This window comes from Frigidibacter albus (assembly GCF_009908165.1).
Taxonomy (GTDB): Bacteria; Pseudomonadota; Alphaproteobacteria; order Rhodobacterales; family Rhodobacteraceae; genus Frigidibacter; species Frigidibacter albus.
In genome coordinates this window covers 79417-96748 of record NZ_JAAAUC010000011.1, presented here as the reverse complement: position 1 = coordinate 96748, position 17332 = coordinate 79417, and the positions used below count along the sequence as shown (strand labels likewise).

The 17332-nt window shown below is 67.8% G+C and carries 11 protein-coding genes; 7 read left to right on the top strand and 4 right to left on the bottom strand.

Features of this window, described 5'->3' with window-relative positions; genetic code table 11:
- Nucleotides 1–240: 240 nt before the first annotated feature.
- Both polA and GVY41_RS16345 read right to left on the bottom strand, forming a co-directional pair.
- The gene (polA, locus tag GVY41_RS16350) at nt 241–3078 is read right to left on the bottom strand and encodes a DNA polymerase I (RefSeq protein WP_161348189.1); all 2838 of its coding nucleotides are present in this window, start codon (nt 3076–3078) and stop codon (nt 241–243) included.
- An 89-nt stretch (nt 3079–3167) separates the two neighbouring features.
- Complete coding sequence (locus GVY41_RS16345; protein WP_161348190.1) at nt 3168–3356, bottom strand: zinc-finger domain-containing protein; 189 nt, start codon at nt 3354–3356, stop codon at nt 3168–3170.
- 397 nt (nt 3357–3753) lie between these two features.
- On the opposite strand from GVY41_RS16345, the gene GVY41_RS16340 reads away from it, so the two are divergent.
- Nucleotides 3754–4446: a fumarylacetoacetate hydrolase family protein gene (locus GVY41_RS16340; protein ID WP_161348191.1), complete on the top strand. Its 693-nt coding sequence runs from the start codon at nt 3754–3756 to the stop codon at nt 4444–4446.
- 19 nt (nt 4447–4465) lie between these two features.
- Entirely contained in the window at nt 4466–5170 is a 705-nt protein-coding gene (locus tag GVY41_RS16335) for a ribonuclease activity regulator RraA (protein WP_161348192.1), read from the top strand.
- 3 nt (nt 5171–5173) lie between these two features.
- Here GVY41_RS16335 and ligD read toward each other — a convergent pair whose 3' ends face one another.
- Nucleotides 5174–7606, bottom strand: a complete 2433-nt coding sequence (gene ligD / locus GVY41_RS16330) for a DNA ligase D (RefSeq protein ID WP_161348193.1) — start codon at nt 7604–7606, stop codon at nt 5174–5176.
- Between the two features lie 5 nt (nt 7607–7611).
- Nucleotides 7612–8502 carry a non-homologous end joining protein Ku gene (ku, locus tag GVY41_RS16325; protein WP_161348194.1) on the bottom strand — a complete coding sequence of 297 codons (891 nt, stop codon included), beginning with the start codon at nt 8500–8502 and terminating at the stop codon, nt 7612–7614.
- Between the two features lie 244 nt (nt 8503–8746).
- Between ku and GVY41_RS16320 the strand changes: the two genes are divergently transcribed.
- From GVY41_RS16320 to GVY41_RS16300, 5 genes are all read left to right on the top strand, one after another.
- On the top strand, nt 8747–9913 hold the full coding sequence (locus tag GVY41_RS16320; RefSeq protein WP_161348195.1) for an efflux RND transporter periplasmic adaptor subunit: 1167 nt from the start codon (nt 8747–8749) through the stop codon (nt 9911–9913).
- A 9-nt stretch (nt 9914–9922) separates the two neighbouring features.
- Nucleotides 9923–13186, top strand: coding sequence for an efflux RND transporter permease subunit (locus GVY41_RS16315; protein ID WP_161348196.1), 3264 nt, complete (start codon nt 9923–9925; stop codon nt 13184–13186).
- A 291-nt stretch (nt 13187–13477) separates the two neighbouring features.
- On the top strand, nt 13478–14173 hold the full coding sequence (locus GVY41_RS16310) for a gluconate 2-dehydrogenase subunit 3 family protein (RefSeq protein WP_161348197.1): 696 nt from the start codon (nt 13478–13480) through the stop codon (nt 14171–14173).
- 2 nt (nt 14174–14175) lie between these two features.
- A complete protein-coding gene (locus tag GVY41_RS16305; protein WP_161348198.1) occupies nt 14176–15945 on the top strand; it encodes a GMC family oxidoreductase in 1770 nt (589 codons plus the stop codon).
- Nucleotides 15946–15957: 12 nt separating this feature from the next.
- Nucleotides 15958–17313, top strand: coding sequence for a cytochrome c (locus GVY41_RS16300; RefSeq protein WP_161348199.1), 1356 nt, complete (start codon nt 15958–15960; stop codon nt 17311–17313).
- Nucleotides 17314–17332: the final 19 nt, after the last annotated feature.

The window sequence follows — 17332 nt, the reverse complement described above, 5'->3', positions numbered from 1 at the left end:
TGCGCAGGTCGGTTAACAACACAGTCGGAGGGCAGCGCCCGTCCGCCGGGTGGGCGCTGCGACGCTGGTTCTAGGCACTTTATGGTGCGGCACCTCCCACCGTCGTTCTAGGCACCGGCGTTGAGGAGCGCCCGCCCGAGGGGGCGGACGGGCGCTGCCCGGCGGCGCCAAGGCGCCTTGTTCCGGGCAAAGACAGGCAGTCGAGTTGCGTCCCTCCCGCGATCCCCCGCCGACGCCCCCCTAATGCGCCTCGGCCCAGTTCATCCCGTGCCCGGCATCCACCACCAGCGGCACGTCGAGCCACACCGCCGGATCGGCCGCGCCCTCCATCACCTCGCGGGCGCGGGTGATCAGTGTGTCCACCGCATCCTCGGCCACCTCGAACAGCAATTCGTCATGCACCTGCAGCAGCATCTTGGCCGGCAGCCCCTCGATGGCGGCGGGCATCCTTATCATCGCGCGGCGGATGATGTCGGCCGCAGCCCCTTGTATCGGCGCGTTGATCGCGGCACGGCGGGCGAAGCCTGCAGTCGGCCCGCGCGAGTTGATCTCGGGCGTGTGGATCTTGCGGCCGAACAGGGTCTGCACGAACCCATGTTCCTTGGCATAGGCCACCGTCGCGTCCATGTATTCGCGGATGCCGGGGAAGCGCGCGAAATAGGTGTCGATGAAGGCCTGCGCCTCAGCCCGCGGAATGCGCAGGTTGCGGGCAAGGCCAAAGCCGGAGATGCCATAGATCACCCCGAAGTTGATCGCCTTGGCCTGTCGGCGTACCGAGGGGTCCATCCCCTCCAGCGGTACGTTGAACATCTGGCTGGCGGTCATCGCGTGGATGTCGATCCCCTCGCGGAACGCCTCCTTCAGCGCCGGGATATCCGCCACATGCGCCAGAATCCGCAGCTCGATCTGGCTGTAGTCGAGGCTGACCAGCCGGTTGCCGGGCGCGGCCACGAATGCCTCGCGGATGCGGCGGCCTTCCTCGGTCCTCACCGGAATGTTCTGCAGGTTCGGATCGGTCGAGGCGATGCGCCCCGTATTGGCCCCGGTGATGGAATAGGAGGTGTGGACGCGCCCCGTGTCCGGGTGGATATGGGTCTGCAGCGCATCGGTATAGGTGGATTTCAGCTTGGACAGCTGCCGCCAGTCCAGCACCCGCGCGGGCAGCACCGCGCCCTCGGCCGCCAGATCCTCCAGCACATCGGCCCCGGTGGCATAGGCGCCGGTCTTGCCCTTCACGCCGCCGGGCAGCTCCAGCCGGTCGAACAGGATCTCGCCCAGTTGCTTGGGGGAGCCCACGTTGAACGGCCCGCCCGCAAGCTCGTGAATTTCCGCCTCCAGCCCCGCCATCTTCTGCGCGAAGGCGTTGGACATGCGGGAAAGCGTGTCACGGTCCACCAGCACGCCCGCCATTTCCATGCGCGCCAGCACGGCCACCAGCGGGCGTTCCAGCGTTTCATAGACGGTCGTCACCTGCACCTGATGCAGCTTCGGCTTGAACAGCTGCCACAGGCGCAGGGTCACATCCGCATCCTCGGCGGCGTATTTCACCGCCTCGTCGATCGGCACCCGGTCGAAGGTGGTGGCCCCCTTGCCCGACCCCAGCAGCGACTTGATCGGGATCGGGGTATGGCCGAGGTAGCGGTCGGCCAGCTCGTCCATGCCATGGTTGTGCATGCCCGAATGCATGGCATAGGACATCAGCATCGTGTCATCGTAAGGCGCGACGGTGATACCCTGCGCATAGCCCTCGCCGCGCTGGCGGGCGAAGATCTTGGCATCGTATTTCATGTTGTGGCCGATCTTGAGGATCGAGGGATCCTCCAGCACCGGCTTCAGCATCCTCAGCGCCTGCTCGGCCGGCATCTGCCCGTCGCACAGCTTGTCCGATGCGAAGAGATCGCCCCCGCCCTCCCGGTGGCAGATCGGCAGATAGGCGGCCTTCCCCGGCTCGATGCACAGCGAGATGCCGACCAGATCGGCGCGCATCTCATCGAGCGCGGTGGTCTCGGTATCGACGGCGACATGGCCACGGGCATAGATCGCGTCGATCCAGCGGGCGAGTGTGGCCTCGTCGCGGATCCATTCATACCCGGCATGGTCGAAGGGCAGCCGTTCGGGCTCGGGCGGGGTCGTCGCCGCCTCATCCGGATGCGGCGGCGTCGCCACAGGCTCCACCGGCACCGGCGGGGCGACGCCAAGGCTGTCGGCCACCCGCTTGGTCAGGGTGCGGAACTCCATAAGGTTCAGGAAGGTCATCAGCTTTTCGGGGTCCGAGGGCTGGATCTCCAACTCCTCCAGCGTCTCGGTCAGCGGGGTGTCGCAATCCAGCTCGACCAGCCGCTTGGACATGCGGATCTGTTCGGAATGGTCCAGCAGCACCTGCCGGCGCTTGGGCTGCGGGATCTCGCTCGCCCGCGCCAGCAGGGTTTCCAGATCGCCGAATTCGTTGATCAGCAGCGCCGCGGTCTTGATGCCGATGCCGGGCGCGCCGGGCACGTTGTCGACGCTGTCGCCGGCCAGCGCCTGCACATCCACCACCCGTTCAGGATAAACGCCGAACTTCTCAAGCACCTCCTCGCGGCCGATGCGCTTGTTCTTCATCGGGTCCAGCATCTCGACCCCGTCGCCGACCAGCTGCATCAGGTCCTTGTCGGAAGAGATGATGGTCACCCGCCCCCCCGCCTCGCGCGCCCGGCAGGCATAGGAGGCGATGATGTCATCGGCCTCATAGCCGTCGGTCTCGATGCAGGCGATGTTGAAGGCCCGCGTCGCCTCGCGCGTCAGCGGGAATTGCGGCTTCAGGTCCTCGGGCAGGTCGGGGCGGTTGGCCTTGTACTGGTCATAGATCTCGTTGCGGAAGGTCTTCGACGAATAGTCGAAGATCACCGCCACATGGGTCGCCGCATCGGCGCCGCTGTTGTTGGCGACATAGCGGAACAGCATGTTGCAGAACCCCGCCACGGCGCCGACCGGTATGCCGTCGGACTTGCGCGTCAGCGGCGGCAGCGCGTGATAGGCCCGGAAGATGAAGGCCGACCCGTCGATCAGGTGCAGGTGGCACCCTTTGCTGAACGTCATCGCGGTGCCTCCATGCTTGTCTGCGCCCCGCGGCGCGGGCACCCGTCATCGCACAAGACGGGCCCGGCATTCAATCGCTTGCGGGCGCCCTAATGGTCGTCGTGATGGGCATGTTCGCGGTCGATCACGAACTTCTTGTCGCAATAGCCGCATTCGACATAGCCGGTCTCATAGGGAATCGTCAGCCAGACGCGCGGATGCCCCAGCGCGCCCTCGCCGCCGTCGCAGGCGACCTTCCAGGTGGTGACGATCTGTGTTTCCGGGGCGTCGATGGTCATCTGCCGGTCCGTTCCTTGGCTGGGCGCGCGGCGCGCGCGTAACTTGTGCCGCAGAATAGCGATTGGCGGGGCGCGGGCAAGACGCGACGGTGTTTCGGCGCACTAACCCGCACTGCCAGAGGGCAGCGCTCGTCCGCCGGGTGGGCGAGCGACGGTGGTTCTAGGCGCTTTATGGTGCGGCTCACCTCCCCCGTTGTTCTGCGCGGAACGGTGGAGTAGCGCCCGCCCGAGGGGGCGGACGGGCGCTGCCCGGCGGCGCTGAAGCGCCTTGTTCCGGGCAAGGGAAGGAGGTCGGCCGTAGCTTGAACTGAAACATCAGTTTCCTCCCACCCGGTTGACTCCCCCCCGCCCTTCCCCGCAACTGGCCCTCAACCGATTTGCCCGCCGGAGTCCCGCCATGGCCAACACCCCCTACATCTTCGCGCCTGCCGCGCCAGTGGCGCTGCCGGTCGCCGGCAGCGACCTCCTGTTCCCCGTCCGCCGCGTCTATTGCGTCGGCCGCAACTACGCCGAACACACCCGCGAGATGGGCGGTGACCCGAATGCCGAACCGCCATTCTTCTTCCAGAAGAACCCGGACAACCTGTTGACCGATGGGCGATTCCCCTACCCCAGCCTCACGACCGACCTGCATTTCGAGGTGGAGCTGGCCGTCGCCCTCCACACCGGCGGCGACAGTATCCCGGCCGAAACCGCGCTCGACTGCGTCTTCGGCTATGCCGCAGCGCTCGACATGACCCGCCGCGACCTGCAGGCGCAGGCCAAGAAGGCCGGCCGCCCGTGGGAGGCTGCGAAGGCCGCCGAGCACTCCGCCCCCATCGGCCCCCTCAGCCCCGTGCAAGCCGTCGGCCATCTGGACGGCGCCGCGATCACCCTCGACGTGAACGGCACGCGGCGGCAGCAGGCCCCGCTGGCCGACATGATCTGGCCGGTGGCGGGCATCATTGCGCATCTCTCGCGGCTCTTCACCCTCGCGCCCGGCGACGTGATCCTGACTGGCACCCCCGCCGGTGTCGGCGCCGTGCAGCGCGGCGACGTGATGGAGGCGCGGGTGGATGGGCTCGCGTCGCTGCGCGTCGAAGTCGTGTAATCCAAGAAGGAGCCCCCAGATGGCACTCGACCCCAAGACCGTGGAGATCCTCAAGGGCGTCTCCACCGCCACGCTCACCACCGTGCTGCTGAAGAAGGGCCTGCGCAACGTCTGGATGCGCGGCACGAAACCGATCCGCCCGGGCCAGCCGCGGGTGGTGGGCGAGGCCTTCACCCTGCGCTTTGTCCCGGCGCGTGAGGATCTGGCGACCCCCGCCAGTTGGGCCTCGCCGATCTCCACCCGCGCCGCCATCGAGGCGATGCCCGAGGGATGCATCGCGGTCGCCGATGCGATGGGCGTGCTGGATGCGGGGATCTTCGGCGACATCCTCTGCGCCCGGATGGCAAAGCGGGGCGTGGCCGCGCTGGTGACGGACGGGGTGATGCGCGACGCGGTGGGTGTGCTGGGAACCGGCCTGCCGGTCTGGTGCGACGGCATCGCTGCGCCGCCCTCGGTCGCAGGCCTCACCTTCGTCGGCTGGCAGGAGCCCATCGCCTGCGGCGGCGTCGCGGTGTTCCCCGGCGATGTGGTGGTGGTGGATGAGGATGGCGCGGTGCTGATCCCCGCCGCCTATCTGGACGCGGTTCTGGCCGAGGCGCCGGAGCAGGAGCAGATGGAGGCCTGGATCATGACGGAAGTGGACCGCGGCGTGCCCCTGCCCGGCCTCTACCCGATGAACGAGGGGACCAAGGCGCGCTATCAGGCCTGGAAAGACGCGCAGTAATCCTCAGCCCTGCTTGCCGCGCAGCGCCTCGAGCCGGGCCAGCACCGGCTCCCCCAGCGTGGCATCGGCGGGCAGGGTCAGGTCGGACCATGACCGGTCCTGCGCCGCCTTCATGCCGAAGCCATCGGCGCGGCGCAGCTTGGCCAGCTCATCCCAGCTGACCGGCACCGCCACCGGCGCGCCGGGGCGGGCGCGGACCGAGAAGGGCGCAATCGCCGTCGCGCCGCGCTCGTTGCGGAGCCAGTCGATGAAGATCCGCCCCTTGCGCGCCGCCTTCGCCATCGTCGCGGTGTAGCGGTCCGGCTGGCCCGTCGCCAGCAGCGTGGCGAACAGCTGCGCGAACAGCTTCACCGTGTCCCAGCCGGCGGTGCGGCGCAGCGGCACGATCACATGTACCCCCTTTCCGCCCGACACCATCGGCCAGGAGCCAAGCCCCAGATCCTCCAGCTTGTCCCGCAGATCGAACGCCCCGCGGCGCACGGCGGCAAATCCGAGCCCCTCATCGGGGTCCAGGTCGAAGACCAGCCGTTCGGGCCGGTCGAGCCGGTCGCGCCGCGCGCCCCAGGGGTGGAACTCCACCGTGCCCATCTGCGCTGCACCCACCAGCCCCTCGGCATCCGACAGGTAGATATACTCCTCGGTCCCGCCATCCTTCTCCTCGATGGGCAGGCTGCGGATCGCCTTCGGGAAGCCCTTGCCGGCGTGCTTCTGGAAGAACCGCTCGCCCTCCAACCCGCTTGGCAGGCGCAGCAAGGACGCGGGCCGATCCGCCAGCGTCGGCAGGATGCGGTCCGCCATCGCGTCGTAATAGCGGGCGAGGTCGAGCTTGGTGGTCTTGGGTTTCGGAAAGATCACCCGGTCCGGGCTGCTGATCCCGATACCGCGCACAAGGGTGCGGTCGCCCGAGGGCATTTCGGTTTCCATCTGCACCTCCTTCGCCGGTTTGTCCTCGCGCAGCGCGATGAACCGCGCATGGCGCAGGCGGCCTTCGGGGGTGATCTCGGCATAGACCACCTCTGCCACCAGCTTGGGCGCGACCCACTTGGCCCCGCGCGTCTCGGCCGGAGCCTTTTCGAGCGGCGATCTGGCACGGGCCAGCGCGGCCAAAAGCTCCGCGATATCCTGCTGCGCGGCATCGTCGAAGCCGGTGCCGACCTTGCCGCGGTAGACCAGCCCGCCGCCCTCGCGCGTCGCCAGCAGCAAGGAGGAAAACGCCCGCCCGCGCTTGTCGCTGGGTTGCCAGCCGCAGATCACGAACTCCGCCCGGCGGCTGCACTTCACCTTCAGCCACGCGCTGGAGCGCCCCCCGCGCCACGGGGCGTTGGCGAGCTTGGAGATGATCCCCTCGCCCCCGGCCGCGCAGATCGCCTCCAGCACCGGCGCCGCATCGCCCTCGATGGCGGGGGAGAGCTGCACGAGGCCGCGGGCCGGGACGTCCTCCAGTAACCCTTCCAGTGCAGCCCGCCGCTCTGCCTGCGGCAGCGGCGCAAGGTCGGTGCCGTTCAGGTGCAGCAGGTCGAAGGCGTAGAACACGAACGGCCCGCCCTCCTTGATCGCCGCCTGCAAGGTTGCAAAGCCCTGCAACCCCGCGCCCGCCACGATCTCGCCATCGATCAGCGCGGTCTCGGCGGGAAGCTCGGCCATCGGAGGAAGCAGCGGCGCGAACCTGTCCGACCAGTCCAGCCCGCTGCGGGTGTAGATCCGCACGCCGCCGCGCCCGATGGCGATTTGCGCGCGGTAGCCGTCATGCTTGACCTCATGCAGCCAGGCCTCGCCCTCGGGCAGGCCCTTCACCGCGGTGGCCAGTTGCGGCGCGCGGAAGCGCGGCATCGCGGCCTTGCGCGCCGGGCCGAAGGGGATGGCGGGGCCATCCTTCGTGATCCCGGGCAGGTCGCGGCCGGTGGCGACGCTGGTCAGGTGCCGCTCCACCAGCTGGCTCTCGATGGCAGCCGCATCCCGGTCCTTAACCATCAGCCAGTTCTCGCGCCCCTTGTCGCCCGCGCGCTTGCCCTTCATCCGTACCAGAGACCAGTTGCCGGTGTTCCTGCGCCCGTGCAGCGCGAAATGCAGGTGTCCCTCGGCGAGCCCGTCCGCGACATCGTGGAAGGGCTGCCAGTGGCCGACATCCCACAGCATCACCGTGCCCGCGCCGTAGTTCCCCTTCGGGATCACGCCCTCGAAGGTCAGGTAGCTGAGCGGATGGTCTTCGGTCCTGACCGCCAGCCGCTTGTCGGCGGGGTCGGCCGAGGGGCCGCGTGTCACGGCCCAGCTGAGCAGCACGCCTTGCCATTCCAGCCGCAGGTCCCAATGCAGGCGGGTCGCATCGTGCTTCTGCATCGAATAGCGCAGGGCGGTGGCGCTGGACTGGCCCGCATCGGCAGGCTCGGGCGTCTGCGCGAAATCGCGCTTGCCGTGATATGTGTCAAGCAGGCCCATCGCCGTCAGGCCGACTTGGGTTTGCGCGCAGGTTTGGCGGCAGGTTTCGCGGGTGCCTTGCGCGCCGGCGCCTTCCTGGCGGGGGCCTTGCCCTCGTCCTTGCCGCCGCTGGCCTTCAGGCTCTGCCGCAGCGCCTCCATCAGGTCGACCACGTTCTCGCCCTTCGGCCGCGCCGCATCCTCGCCCGCGGCCGAACGCGGGGTCTTCTTGTTCTTGCGCTTGGCCTCGATCAGGGCGCGCAGGGCGATGTCATAATGGTCCTTGAAGGCCTTGGCATCGAAGGGGGCTGTCTTGCGGTCGATCAGCTGGGTGGCGACCGCCAGCAGATCCGCATCCGCCGGCGCATCCTCGATCTGCGAGAACAGCGGTTCGGCAGACCGGATCTCATCGGCATAATACAGCGTCTCCATCAACAGCCCGTCGCCGCAGGGGCGGATGGCACACAGCGCCTCCTTGCCGCGCATGGTCAACTGGCCAAGCCCGACCTTGCCCGCCTTGCGCAGCGCGTCACGCACCACGCGGTAGGCATCCTCGGCCAGTTCATCGGTCGGCACGACGTAATAGGGCTTGTCGTAATACAGCGGCGGGATCTCATCCACGCCGACGAACTGCACCAGCTCGAAGGTCTTCTTCGTCTCCAGCTTGATCGCGTCGATCTCTTCGGGCTGCAGCAGCAGGTACTCGTCCCCCGGCAGCTCATAGCCCTTCAGGATATCGGCGGTGTCGATCGGCCCCATGCCCGGCACGGTCTTCTCATATTTCACCGCCTTGCCCGAGGGCCCGTGGATCTGGCGGAAGCTGACCCGCGCCCCGGGCTGCGTCGCGCTGTGAATCTCCACCGCGATAGACACCAGCGACAGCCGCAACTGGCCTTTCCACACTGCGCGCGATGCCATGCCATCCTCCGGGTGCAAGATCGGCCTCAACGCAGCTGCCCGGCCGCTGGGTCCGGCGGGGACTCGTTATTCCCGAACCTGATGCCGAGATGACGCTACGTCGCCCCCGCCCACGGGACCATACGGCACAAGAAAGCTTGCACGGTGCAACGCTGTGACAATCATTCCCGCTGACTATCGGCTCGCCTCCGCTATATGATGTTTTTTGCTGTCGTTGCCCGCCCTCCGTTGCCCAGGACCCCCCATGCCGCGACTGTCCCTTGTTGTTCTTGCTCTGCTGCCATTCGGGTTCGTGCTGCCGGTCGCGGCGCAAGAGGCTTCCCCCGAGATCGCGCTGCCGTCGATCACCGTCGCCACGGTGGGCACGGCGGTGCTGCGCGACCGGGTGATCGCCTCGGGCCTCGTCACCCCGGTGGAGGTGGTTCAGGTGCAGCCGCTGATCGAGGGGCAGCCGATTGATGCGCTGCTGGTCGACGTGGGCGACACCGTGGCAAAGGGCCAGCCCCTCGCCCGCCTTTCGGGGACCGCGCTGACCCTGCGCAAGGGCCAGCTGGAGGCGAGCCGCGCCGCGGCGCTGGCCGCCATCGCCCAGGCCGAGGCACAGCAGATCGAGGCGCAAAGCACGGCGGATGAGGCGGTGCGCGTTCGCAATCGCGCCGAACAGCTGCGCGCACAGGGCTCTGGCACCCAGGCGCTGGCCGATCAGGCCAATGCGCAGGCGGCCTCGGCGCTGGCGCGGGTGACGGCGGCGGAACAGGGCGCGCGGGCGGCCGAGGCGCAGCGCGATCAGGTCATCGCCCAGATCGCCGATATCGACCTGCAGCTGCAACGCACATTGGTCATCGCGCCGGTGGCGGGGCTGGTCACCGCCCGCAACGCGCAGGTTGGCGCCATCGCCAGCGCCGCCGGGCAGCCGATGTTCACCCTGATCCGCGATGGCCTGCTGGAGCTGCACGCCGATGTGGCGGAACGCGACGTGCTGCGGCTGGCGCCGGGGCAACCGGCCAGCCTGCGCGCTGCGGGGCTCGCCGAGCCGCTCACCGGCACGGTGCGGCTGGTCGAGCCCACGGTCGATACCGCCTCGCGCCTCGGCCGGGTGCGGATCGCCATCGACATGCCCGACCGCCTGCGCGCCGGCATGTTCGCCGAGGCCGAGGTTCTGGTGGCTGAACGCGAGGCGCTGGCGGTGCCGGTCGCCGCCATGGGCGCCGCCGAAGTGCTGCGCGTCACGTCAGGCGGCACGGTGGAGCAGGCCCCCGTCACCACCGGCATCCGCGATGGCGGGCTGATCGAGATCACCTCGGGCCTGTTCGCGGGCGAGGTGATCGTGGCCCGCGCAGGGGCCTTCGTGCGGCCGGGCGACCGGATCAACCCGGTGCCAGCCGAGGCACCGGCACGTGCCACGCAATAGGGGCGCGCGATGAACTTCTCCGCCTGGTCCGTCCGCAACCCCATCGCGCCGCTGCTGGCCTTCGTGCTGCTGATGGTGCTGGGATGGCAATCCTTCAACGCGCTGCCCATCACCCGCTTTCCGAACATCGACGTGCCGCTGGTCGCCGTGACAGTGGCGCAAGCCGGAGCCGCCCCGGCCGAACTGGAAACCCAGATCACCAAGGAGATCGAGGATGCCGTGGCGGGCATCACCGGGGTGAAGAACATCCTGTCCACAGTGTCGGATGGCGTGTCCACCACCTCGGTCGAGTTCCGCATGGAAGTGCCGACCGACAAGGCCGTGCAGGACACCAAGGACGCCATCGACCAGATCCTCGGCGACCTGCCCGGCGATGTCGATGCGCCCATCGTCACCCGCATCGACGTGGAGGGGCAGGCGATCATGACCTTTGCCGTCGCCTCGCCGGGCCTGACCATCGAGGAGCTTTCGTGGTTCGTCGATGACCGGGTGAAACGCACCTTGCAAGGTCAGGTTGGCGTGGGCCGCATCGACCGCTATGGCGGCGCCGACCGCGAGATCCGGCTGGAGCTGGACCCCGCGCGGCTGAACAGCCTCGGCATCACCGCCGCCACCGTCAGCCAGCAGCTGCGCGCCACCAATGCCGATCTGGGCGCCGGGCGCAGCGAGCTTGGCGGCGGCGAGCAGGCGATCCGCCTGCTAGGCGATGCACAGGCCGCGGCGGCGCTGGCAGATACCACCATTGCGCTGCCCTCGGGCCGGTTCGTGAAGGTGTCGGACCTTGGCGAAGTGGTGGATACCTATGAGGAACTCCGCTCGTTCAGCCGGTTCAACGGCGAGCAGGTGGTGACCTTCGCGGTGTTCCGCGCCAAGGGCGCGTCGGAGGTCAGCGTGGCCGAGATCGTGGAGGAAAACCTCGCCGCCCTGCGCGCCGAGAACCCGGGCATCCAGATCACCCCCGTCGATGACACCGTCCACTACACCTATGGCAATTACGAATCCGCCCTGCACACCCTCATCGAGGGCGCGATCCTCGCGGTGCTGGTGGTGCTGGCCTTCCTGCGCAACTGGCGCGCCACGCTGATCGCCGCGGTGGCGCTGCCGCTGTCGGCGGTGCCGACCTTCTGGGTGATGGACCTTCTGGGGTTCTCGCTGAACCTCGTCAGCTTCCTCGCCATCACACTGGCCACCGGCATCCTCGTCGATGACGCCATCGTCGAGATCGAGAACATCGCCCGCCATATCCAGATGGGCAAGACGCCCTACCGCGCCTCGATAGACGCTGCGGATGAGATCGGCCTCGCGGTGATTGCCACCACGCTGACCATCGTGGCGGTCTTCGTGCCCGTGTCCTTCATGCCCGGCATTCCGGGGCAGTATTTCAGCCAGTTCGGGATGACCGTCGCCATTTCGGTGCTGTTTTCCCTGCTGGTGGCGCGGCTGATCACCCCGATGATGGCCGCCTATCTGATGCGCCCCTCGGACGCCCATCACGGCGACGACCGCGAGGGCGCGATCATGCGCGGCTATACCGCCGTGGTGAAGGCGACGATGCGGATGCGCTACCTGACGCTGCTGGCCGCGCTTGGCGTTCTGGCGGTGTCGATCTTCTTCATGCTGCGGATCCCGGGCAGCTTCCTGCCGCCCGAGGATGTCAGCCGCATTTCCATCAGCGTCGAACTGCCGCCCGGATCCTCGCTGGAAGATACCGACCGCAGCACCGAGGCGATGCGCGCGGTGATTGCCGAGGTCGAAGGCGTGCGCGACGTGTTCGTCCTGGGAGGCTCCTCGCCGACGGGCGAGATGGACATCCGCCGCGCCGCCGTCTCTGTGCTGCTGGACCGGCTGGACCATTCGCTGCTGAACCGTCTGGCCGAGATCGGCCATGACATTCCCGGCCTTGGCCGAATGATCCCGCCGGTGCAATCGGATGGCCGCACCCGCGTGCAGGCCGAGATCGAGACAGAGATCTTCGCCAAACTGGCCGCCATCCCCGACCTGCGCACCTACAAGCTCAATGACCGCGGCGAGCGCGACCTGACCTTCTCGGTGCTGGCCCAGAACGAGGCTGACCTCAACATCGCCGTCGCCCGGCTGGAAACCGCGCTGCGCGGCGATCCGTTGCTGGCCAATGTCGCCGCCACCGGAGCGCTGCCACGGCCCGAGGTGCAGATCCGCCCGCGCAGCGACGAGGCGGCGCGGCTTGGCATCTCGACCGCGGCGATTGCCGAGACGGTGCGGGTGGCGACGATTGGCGACTATGATGCGGCGCTGGCAAAGGTGGCGGTCGATGACCGGCTGATCCCGGTGCGTGTGCAGCTGACGGACCGGATCAAGGACGATCTGGCCAGCATCGGCGCGCTGCGGGTGCCCACCGCCGCGGGTGGCAGCGTGCCGTTGAACGCGGTGGCCGACATCACCGTGTCGCAGGGGCCAAGCGCCATCAACCGCCTGAACCGCGAGCGGCGCGCCACCATCGGCGCCAACCTGCCCGAGGGCGTGGCGCTGGATACCGCCAGCGCCCGCTTCCGCGAGATCGCGGCGGGGGTGGAGCTGCCGGTGGGGGCGCGGATCGCGGAATCGGGCGATGCCGAGGTGCAGCAGGAGCTGGTCGCAAGCTTTGGCAACGCGATGATCCTGGGGCTGATGCTGGTGCTGACGGTGCTGATCTTGCTGTTCAAAAGCGTGATCCAGCCCTTCACCATCCTGTTCTCGCTCCCCCTCGCCATCGGCGGGGTCGCGGCGGCGCTGATCGTCACCGGCAGCCCGGTGTCGATGCCGGTGCTGATCGGCATCCTGATGCTGATGGGGATCGTGACCAAGAACGCCATCCTGCTGGTGGATTTCGCCATCGAGATGCGGGCGCAGGGGATGAACCGTTTCGACGCGATGGTCGAGGCCGGGCGCAAGCGCGCGCAGCCGATCGTGATGACCTCGATCGCCATGTCGGCCGGGATGCTGCCCTCGGCGCTTGGCGTGGGCGAGGGTGGGTCGTTCCGCGCGCCGATGGCGACGGCGGTGATCGGCGGCATCATCGTGTCCACCGTGCTGAGCCTGGTGATCGTGCCCTCGTTCTTCCTGATCATGGATGATATCTCCTGGCTGCTGGGTCGGCTGTTTGGCGGGCTCGTCGGCAAGAAGGAGGAGGAGCCGGAGGCGCCCGACCCGGCCCGCACCGATGCCGACCTGAAGGCGCTGGCGTCCCGGCTCGACAAGCTGGAAACCGGCGGCGCCCCGGCCAAAGGCGGCGATCTGCGCCACGCGGCCGAGTAGCCCGCATAGCGGTTCCGCATCCCGCAGTCACTTTTTGCGGAACGATCCCGCAACTGCCTCGTTGACCCCGTGAACAAGGCGGGAGTCCGCAGGATGCAGCACGCGACAGCACGGCCCGCAACCATGGCTTGCGGTGCGCCCCATCCGGGTCCCTCACGGCCGCCGGTGCATCGCCTGTCGCTGCCCTTCCCCGCCCTGCCCTTCCTCAATCCGGGATGATCCGCGCTGCCGCAGCAGCGCCTGGGAACGCGTGTTCCCCTGACAGCCACGGACAAGATCGAGGACCCACAGATGCCATTGCCAGACTGGAAGACAACCCGCCGCGGATTCTTGGGAGGCGGCGCCGGTGCCGCCGCGCTGACAGCAATGGCCGTGCCGCTTCACGCGCAATCGCCCGAGCCGGAGCCGCTGGAAAACTACGCGCCCGAATATTTCACAGCCGAAGAATGGCAGTTCGTGATGTCGGCCACCGCGCTGCTGATCCCCTCGGGCCCAACCCCGGGCGCCATCGAGGCGCGGGTGCCGGTGTTCATCGACCTGCAACTGGCCAGCGGATTTGGCAGCGCGGATGACTGGTACATGGCCGGCCCCCATATTGCTGATGCCGATCCCCTGCTGGGTTGGCAATCGCCGCTGACCCCGGCCGAGATCTACCGCGAGGGGATCGCCGCGGTGAATGCCTGGTGCGAGCAGACGCATGAGGCCCCGTTTGCCGACCTGCTGCCCCAGACGCAACAAGAGGTCATGACGGCGCTGAGCGAAGACGAGGTGCCGCTGCCGCCCGAACTGCGCGGCCTGTTCGATCTGCTGCTGCAGAACACCAAGGAAGGCTTCTTCGCCGACCCGAAATACGGCGGCAACCACCGCATGGCCGGCTGGACCCATATCGGCTTCCCCGGCGCGCGGGCGAGCTTTCTGGAATGGGTGGACAAGCACAATGTGCCCTACCCGCTGGGGCCGGTGGCGATTTCCGGCGAGAGGGGCTGACCATGGCAAGAACCGAACCGAAAAAAGACGTCGTCATCGTCGGCCTTGGCTGGACCGGCTCGATCATGGGGATCGAGATGGCCAAGCAGGGGCTGGAGGTTCTGGCGCTGGAGCGCGGGGCTGACCGCTATACCGTGCCGGACTTCCGCTACCCCGATGTCATCGACGAGCTGAAATACGGGGTGCGCTTCGGCTTCATGCAAAAGCCCCGCAACTCCACCGTCACCATCCGCCGCACCTTGCAGGAAACCGCGCTGCCTTACCGGCAGCTGGGGTCTTTTCTGCCCGGCGACGGCGTCGGCGGCGCCGGCATCCACTGGAACGGCCACAACTGGCGCGCGATGGAGAATGAATTCATCTTGCGCAGCTATGTCGAGGACAACTTTGGCGCCGACATCATCCCCGAGGACATGACGATCCAGGACTGGGGCGTGACCTATGCCGAGCTGGAGCCGCATTTCGACCGCTTCGAATACATGCTTGGCCTGTCGGGCCAGGCCGGCAACGTCAATGGCCAGATCATCGAGGGCGGCAACCCGTTCGAGGCGCCGCGCAGCCGCGACTTCCCGCTGCCGCCGCTGAAGCAGACCTATGACGCCACGCTTTTTGCCGACGCGGCCCGCGCCATGGGCTACCACCCGTTCCCGCGCCCGGCCGCCAATGCCTCGGGCGTCTGGACCAACGAATACGGGATGCAGCTTGGCCCCTGCAACTATTGCGGCTTTTGCGAGCGCTATGGCTGCCTGAACTACTCCAAGGCCTCGCCGCAAACCTGTATCCTCGATGCGCTGCGCCGGATGCCGAACTTCAGCTACCGCACCAATTCCGAGGTGCTGCGCGTCGATCTGGCCGAAGACCGGCAAACGGCGACCGGCGTGACCTATTGGGACGAGGAAGCGCAGGAAGAGGTGTTCCAGCCCGCAGACATCGTGATGCTCTGCGCCTATTCCCTGCACAACGTCCACCTGATGCTGCTGTCGGGCATCGGCGAGCCCTACAACCCGGCGACGGGCGAGGGCGTCACCGGCAAGAACTATGCCTATCAGATGAACGGCGGCACCACGCTGTTCTTCAAGGACAAGCTGTTCAACCCGTTCATCGGCGCGGGTGCCAACGGCATGTCGATGGATGATTTCGCCATCAACCAGATCGACTTCGCGGCCGAGGGCTTCATCGGCGGCAGCTACATCACCGCCGGAGTCACCAATGGCCAGCCGATCCGCGGCATCGGGCTGCCCTCGGGCACGGCAAGCTGGGGCGAGGAGTGGAAGACCGCGATCACCGAATGGTATGGCCACTCCATGTCCATCGGCTCGCATGGGTCGAACATGGCCTACCGCGATTGCTACCTCGACCTCGATCCCACCTATACCGACCGGCATGGCCGCCCGCTGATGCGGATGACCTTCAACTGGAAGCCGAACGACATCCGCATGACGCAGTTCATGCGCAGCAAGATCGAGCCGATTGCCGAGTCGATGAACCCCGACACATGGCAATCCTCCTACAAGGGCGAGGGCGCGCAGTATGACGTGCGGCCCTACCAGACCACGCACAATGTGGGCGGCGCGATCATGGGCGATGATCCGAACACATCAGTCGTGAACCGCTACCTGCAGGCTTGGGGTCAGCACAACCTGTTCTCGCTGGGGGCCGCGGCCTTCCCGCAGAACATCCAGTACAACCCGACCGGGGTGGTGGGAGCCTTGGCCTATTGGGCCGCCGATGCGATCACCAGGGACTACCTGCCCAACCCCCGGCCCCTGGTCTGAGGAGACGCAATCATGATCACCTTCCTGCGCATCCTCACCGGCCTCGTGCTTCTGGGCCTTGTCGTTCTGGCCGCCATCCTCTTCATGCCGGTCCGCACCACGCCGGCGCTGGCCGCCTTGCCCGAGGACTATACCCCGCCCGAAGGTTCGGGCGAATATGCGATGCGGCTGGCCGATTGCTCCGCCTGCCACACCGCCGAGGGCGGCGTGCCCTTCGCCGGGGGCCGCAAGATCGAAAGCCCGCTCGGCACGATCTATTCCACCAACATCACGCCCGACGAGGACACAGGCATCGGCAGCTACAGCCTCGATGAGTTCCGCGCCGCGCTTTATGACGGGATCCGCCAGGATGGCGCGCATCTTTATCCCGCCATGCCCTATGCGAACTATCGCAAGATGTCGGAAGCAGACGTCCGCGCGCTCTATGCCTTCTTCATGGACGAGGTGGAGCCGGTCAGCAATGCCGGGCCGGAAACCGCCCTGCCCTTCCCGTTCAACCAACGCTGGGGCATCCGCACCTGGAAATGGGCGGCCCTGAGCGAGCCCGGCGAGCTTTCGTCCACCGGCGATGCAGCCTATGACCGCGGTGCCTACCTGGTCGAGGCGCCGGGCCATTGCGGCGCCTGCCACACCCCGCGCAACCTGGTGATGGGCGAGGCGGGCTATACCGCGATGGACGGCGATTTCCTGATGGGCGGCGAGATCGACGGCTGGACCGCGCCGCCGCTGCGCGGGCCGGACAGCGCCATCCGCAACTGGTCGGCCGAGGATCTGAAGCTCTACCTCGCCTCGGGCCGCAACAACCATGCCGGCGTCAATGGCGAGATGCAGCTGGTGGTGCGCGATTCGCTGCAATACTTCACCAACGAGGATCTGGACGCAGTGGTCGCCTATCTGCGCGCCCTGGGGGACCCGGCGGCTGGCGACAACGCCCCGCCGGTCGATCCGCCCCGCACCGCAGACCGGCTCGACCCGTCGGCCGGCGGCACTCAGGCGGTGCTGACCGCTGCCGAACCGGGGATGGCGCTTGGCCCGCGGCTCTACCTCGACAACTGCAACGCCTGCCACTTCGTCGATGGCCGCGGCGCCGATCAGGTGTTCCCGGAACTGGACGGCAACCCTCTGGTGACCGCCCCCTCTGCCACCGGACTGATCGACACGATCCTGAACGGGGCGGAAGTTCCCTCGACCACCGTGCGCCCCTATTCGCTGCGGATGCCGGACTTCGGCCATCGCCTGTCGGATGAAGAGGTGGCGGAACTGGCGACCTTCCTGCGCAGCGCCTGGTCCAACAGCGCCGATGCGGTCACCACGGCCGATGTCACTGCGCGGCGCGAGACGGCGGAAGAGCGTGCCGCCGCCGAGTGACCCGACCTTGACCTGACCC

What these genes read in the sequence shown, in the direction of transcription:
- polA (WP_161348189.1), bottom strand. Translation starts at nt 3,078, where the DNA reads ATGACGTTCAGCAAAGGGTGCCACCTGCACCTGATCGACGGGTCGGCC.
- GVY41_RS16345 (WP_161348190.1), bottom strand. Translation starts at nt 3,356, where the DNA reads ATGACCATCGACGCCCCGGAAACACAGATCGTCACCACCTGGAAGGTC.
- GVY41_RS16340 (WP_161348191.1), top strand. Translation starts at nt 3,754, where the DNA reads ATGGCCAACACCCCCTACATCTTCGCGCCTGCCGCGCCAGTGGCGCTG.
- GVY41_RS16335 (WP_161348192.1), top strand. Translation starts at nt 4,466, where the DNA reads ATGGCACTCGACCCCAAGACCGTGGAGATCCTCAAGGGCGTCTCCACC.
- ligD (WP_161348193.1), bottom strand. Translation starts at nt 7,606, where the DNA reads ATGGGCCTGCTTGACACATATCACGGCAAGCGCGATTTCGCGCAGACG.
- ku (WP_161348194.1), bottom strand. Translation starts at nt 8,502, where the DNA reads ATGGCATCGCGCGCAGTGTGGAAAGGCCAGTTGCGGCTGTCGCTGGTG.
- GVY41_RS16320 (WP_161348195.1), top strand. Translation starts at nt 8,747, where the DNA reads ATGCCGCGACTGTCCCTTGTTGTTCTTGCTCTGCTGCCATTCGGGTTC.
- GVY41_RS16315 (WP_161348196.1), top strand. Translation starts at nt 9,923, where the DNA reads ATGAACTTCTCCGCCTGGTCCGTCCGCAACCCCATCGCGCCGCTGCTG.
- GVY41_RS16310 (WP_161348197.1), top strand. Translation starts at nt 13,478, where the DNA reads ATGCCATTGCCAGACTGGAAGACAACCCGCCGCGGATTCTTGGGAGGC.
- GVY41_RS16305 (WP_161348198.1), top strand. Translation starts at nt 14,176, where the DNA reads ATGGCAAGAACCGAACCGAAAAAAGACGTCGTCATCGTCGGCCTTGGC.
- GVY41_RS16300 (WP_161348199.1), top strand. Translation starts at nt 15,958, where the DNA reads ATGATCACCTTCCTGCGCATCCTCACCGGCCTCGTGCTTCTGGGCCTT.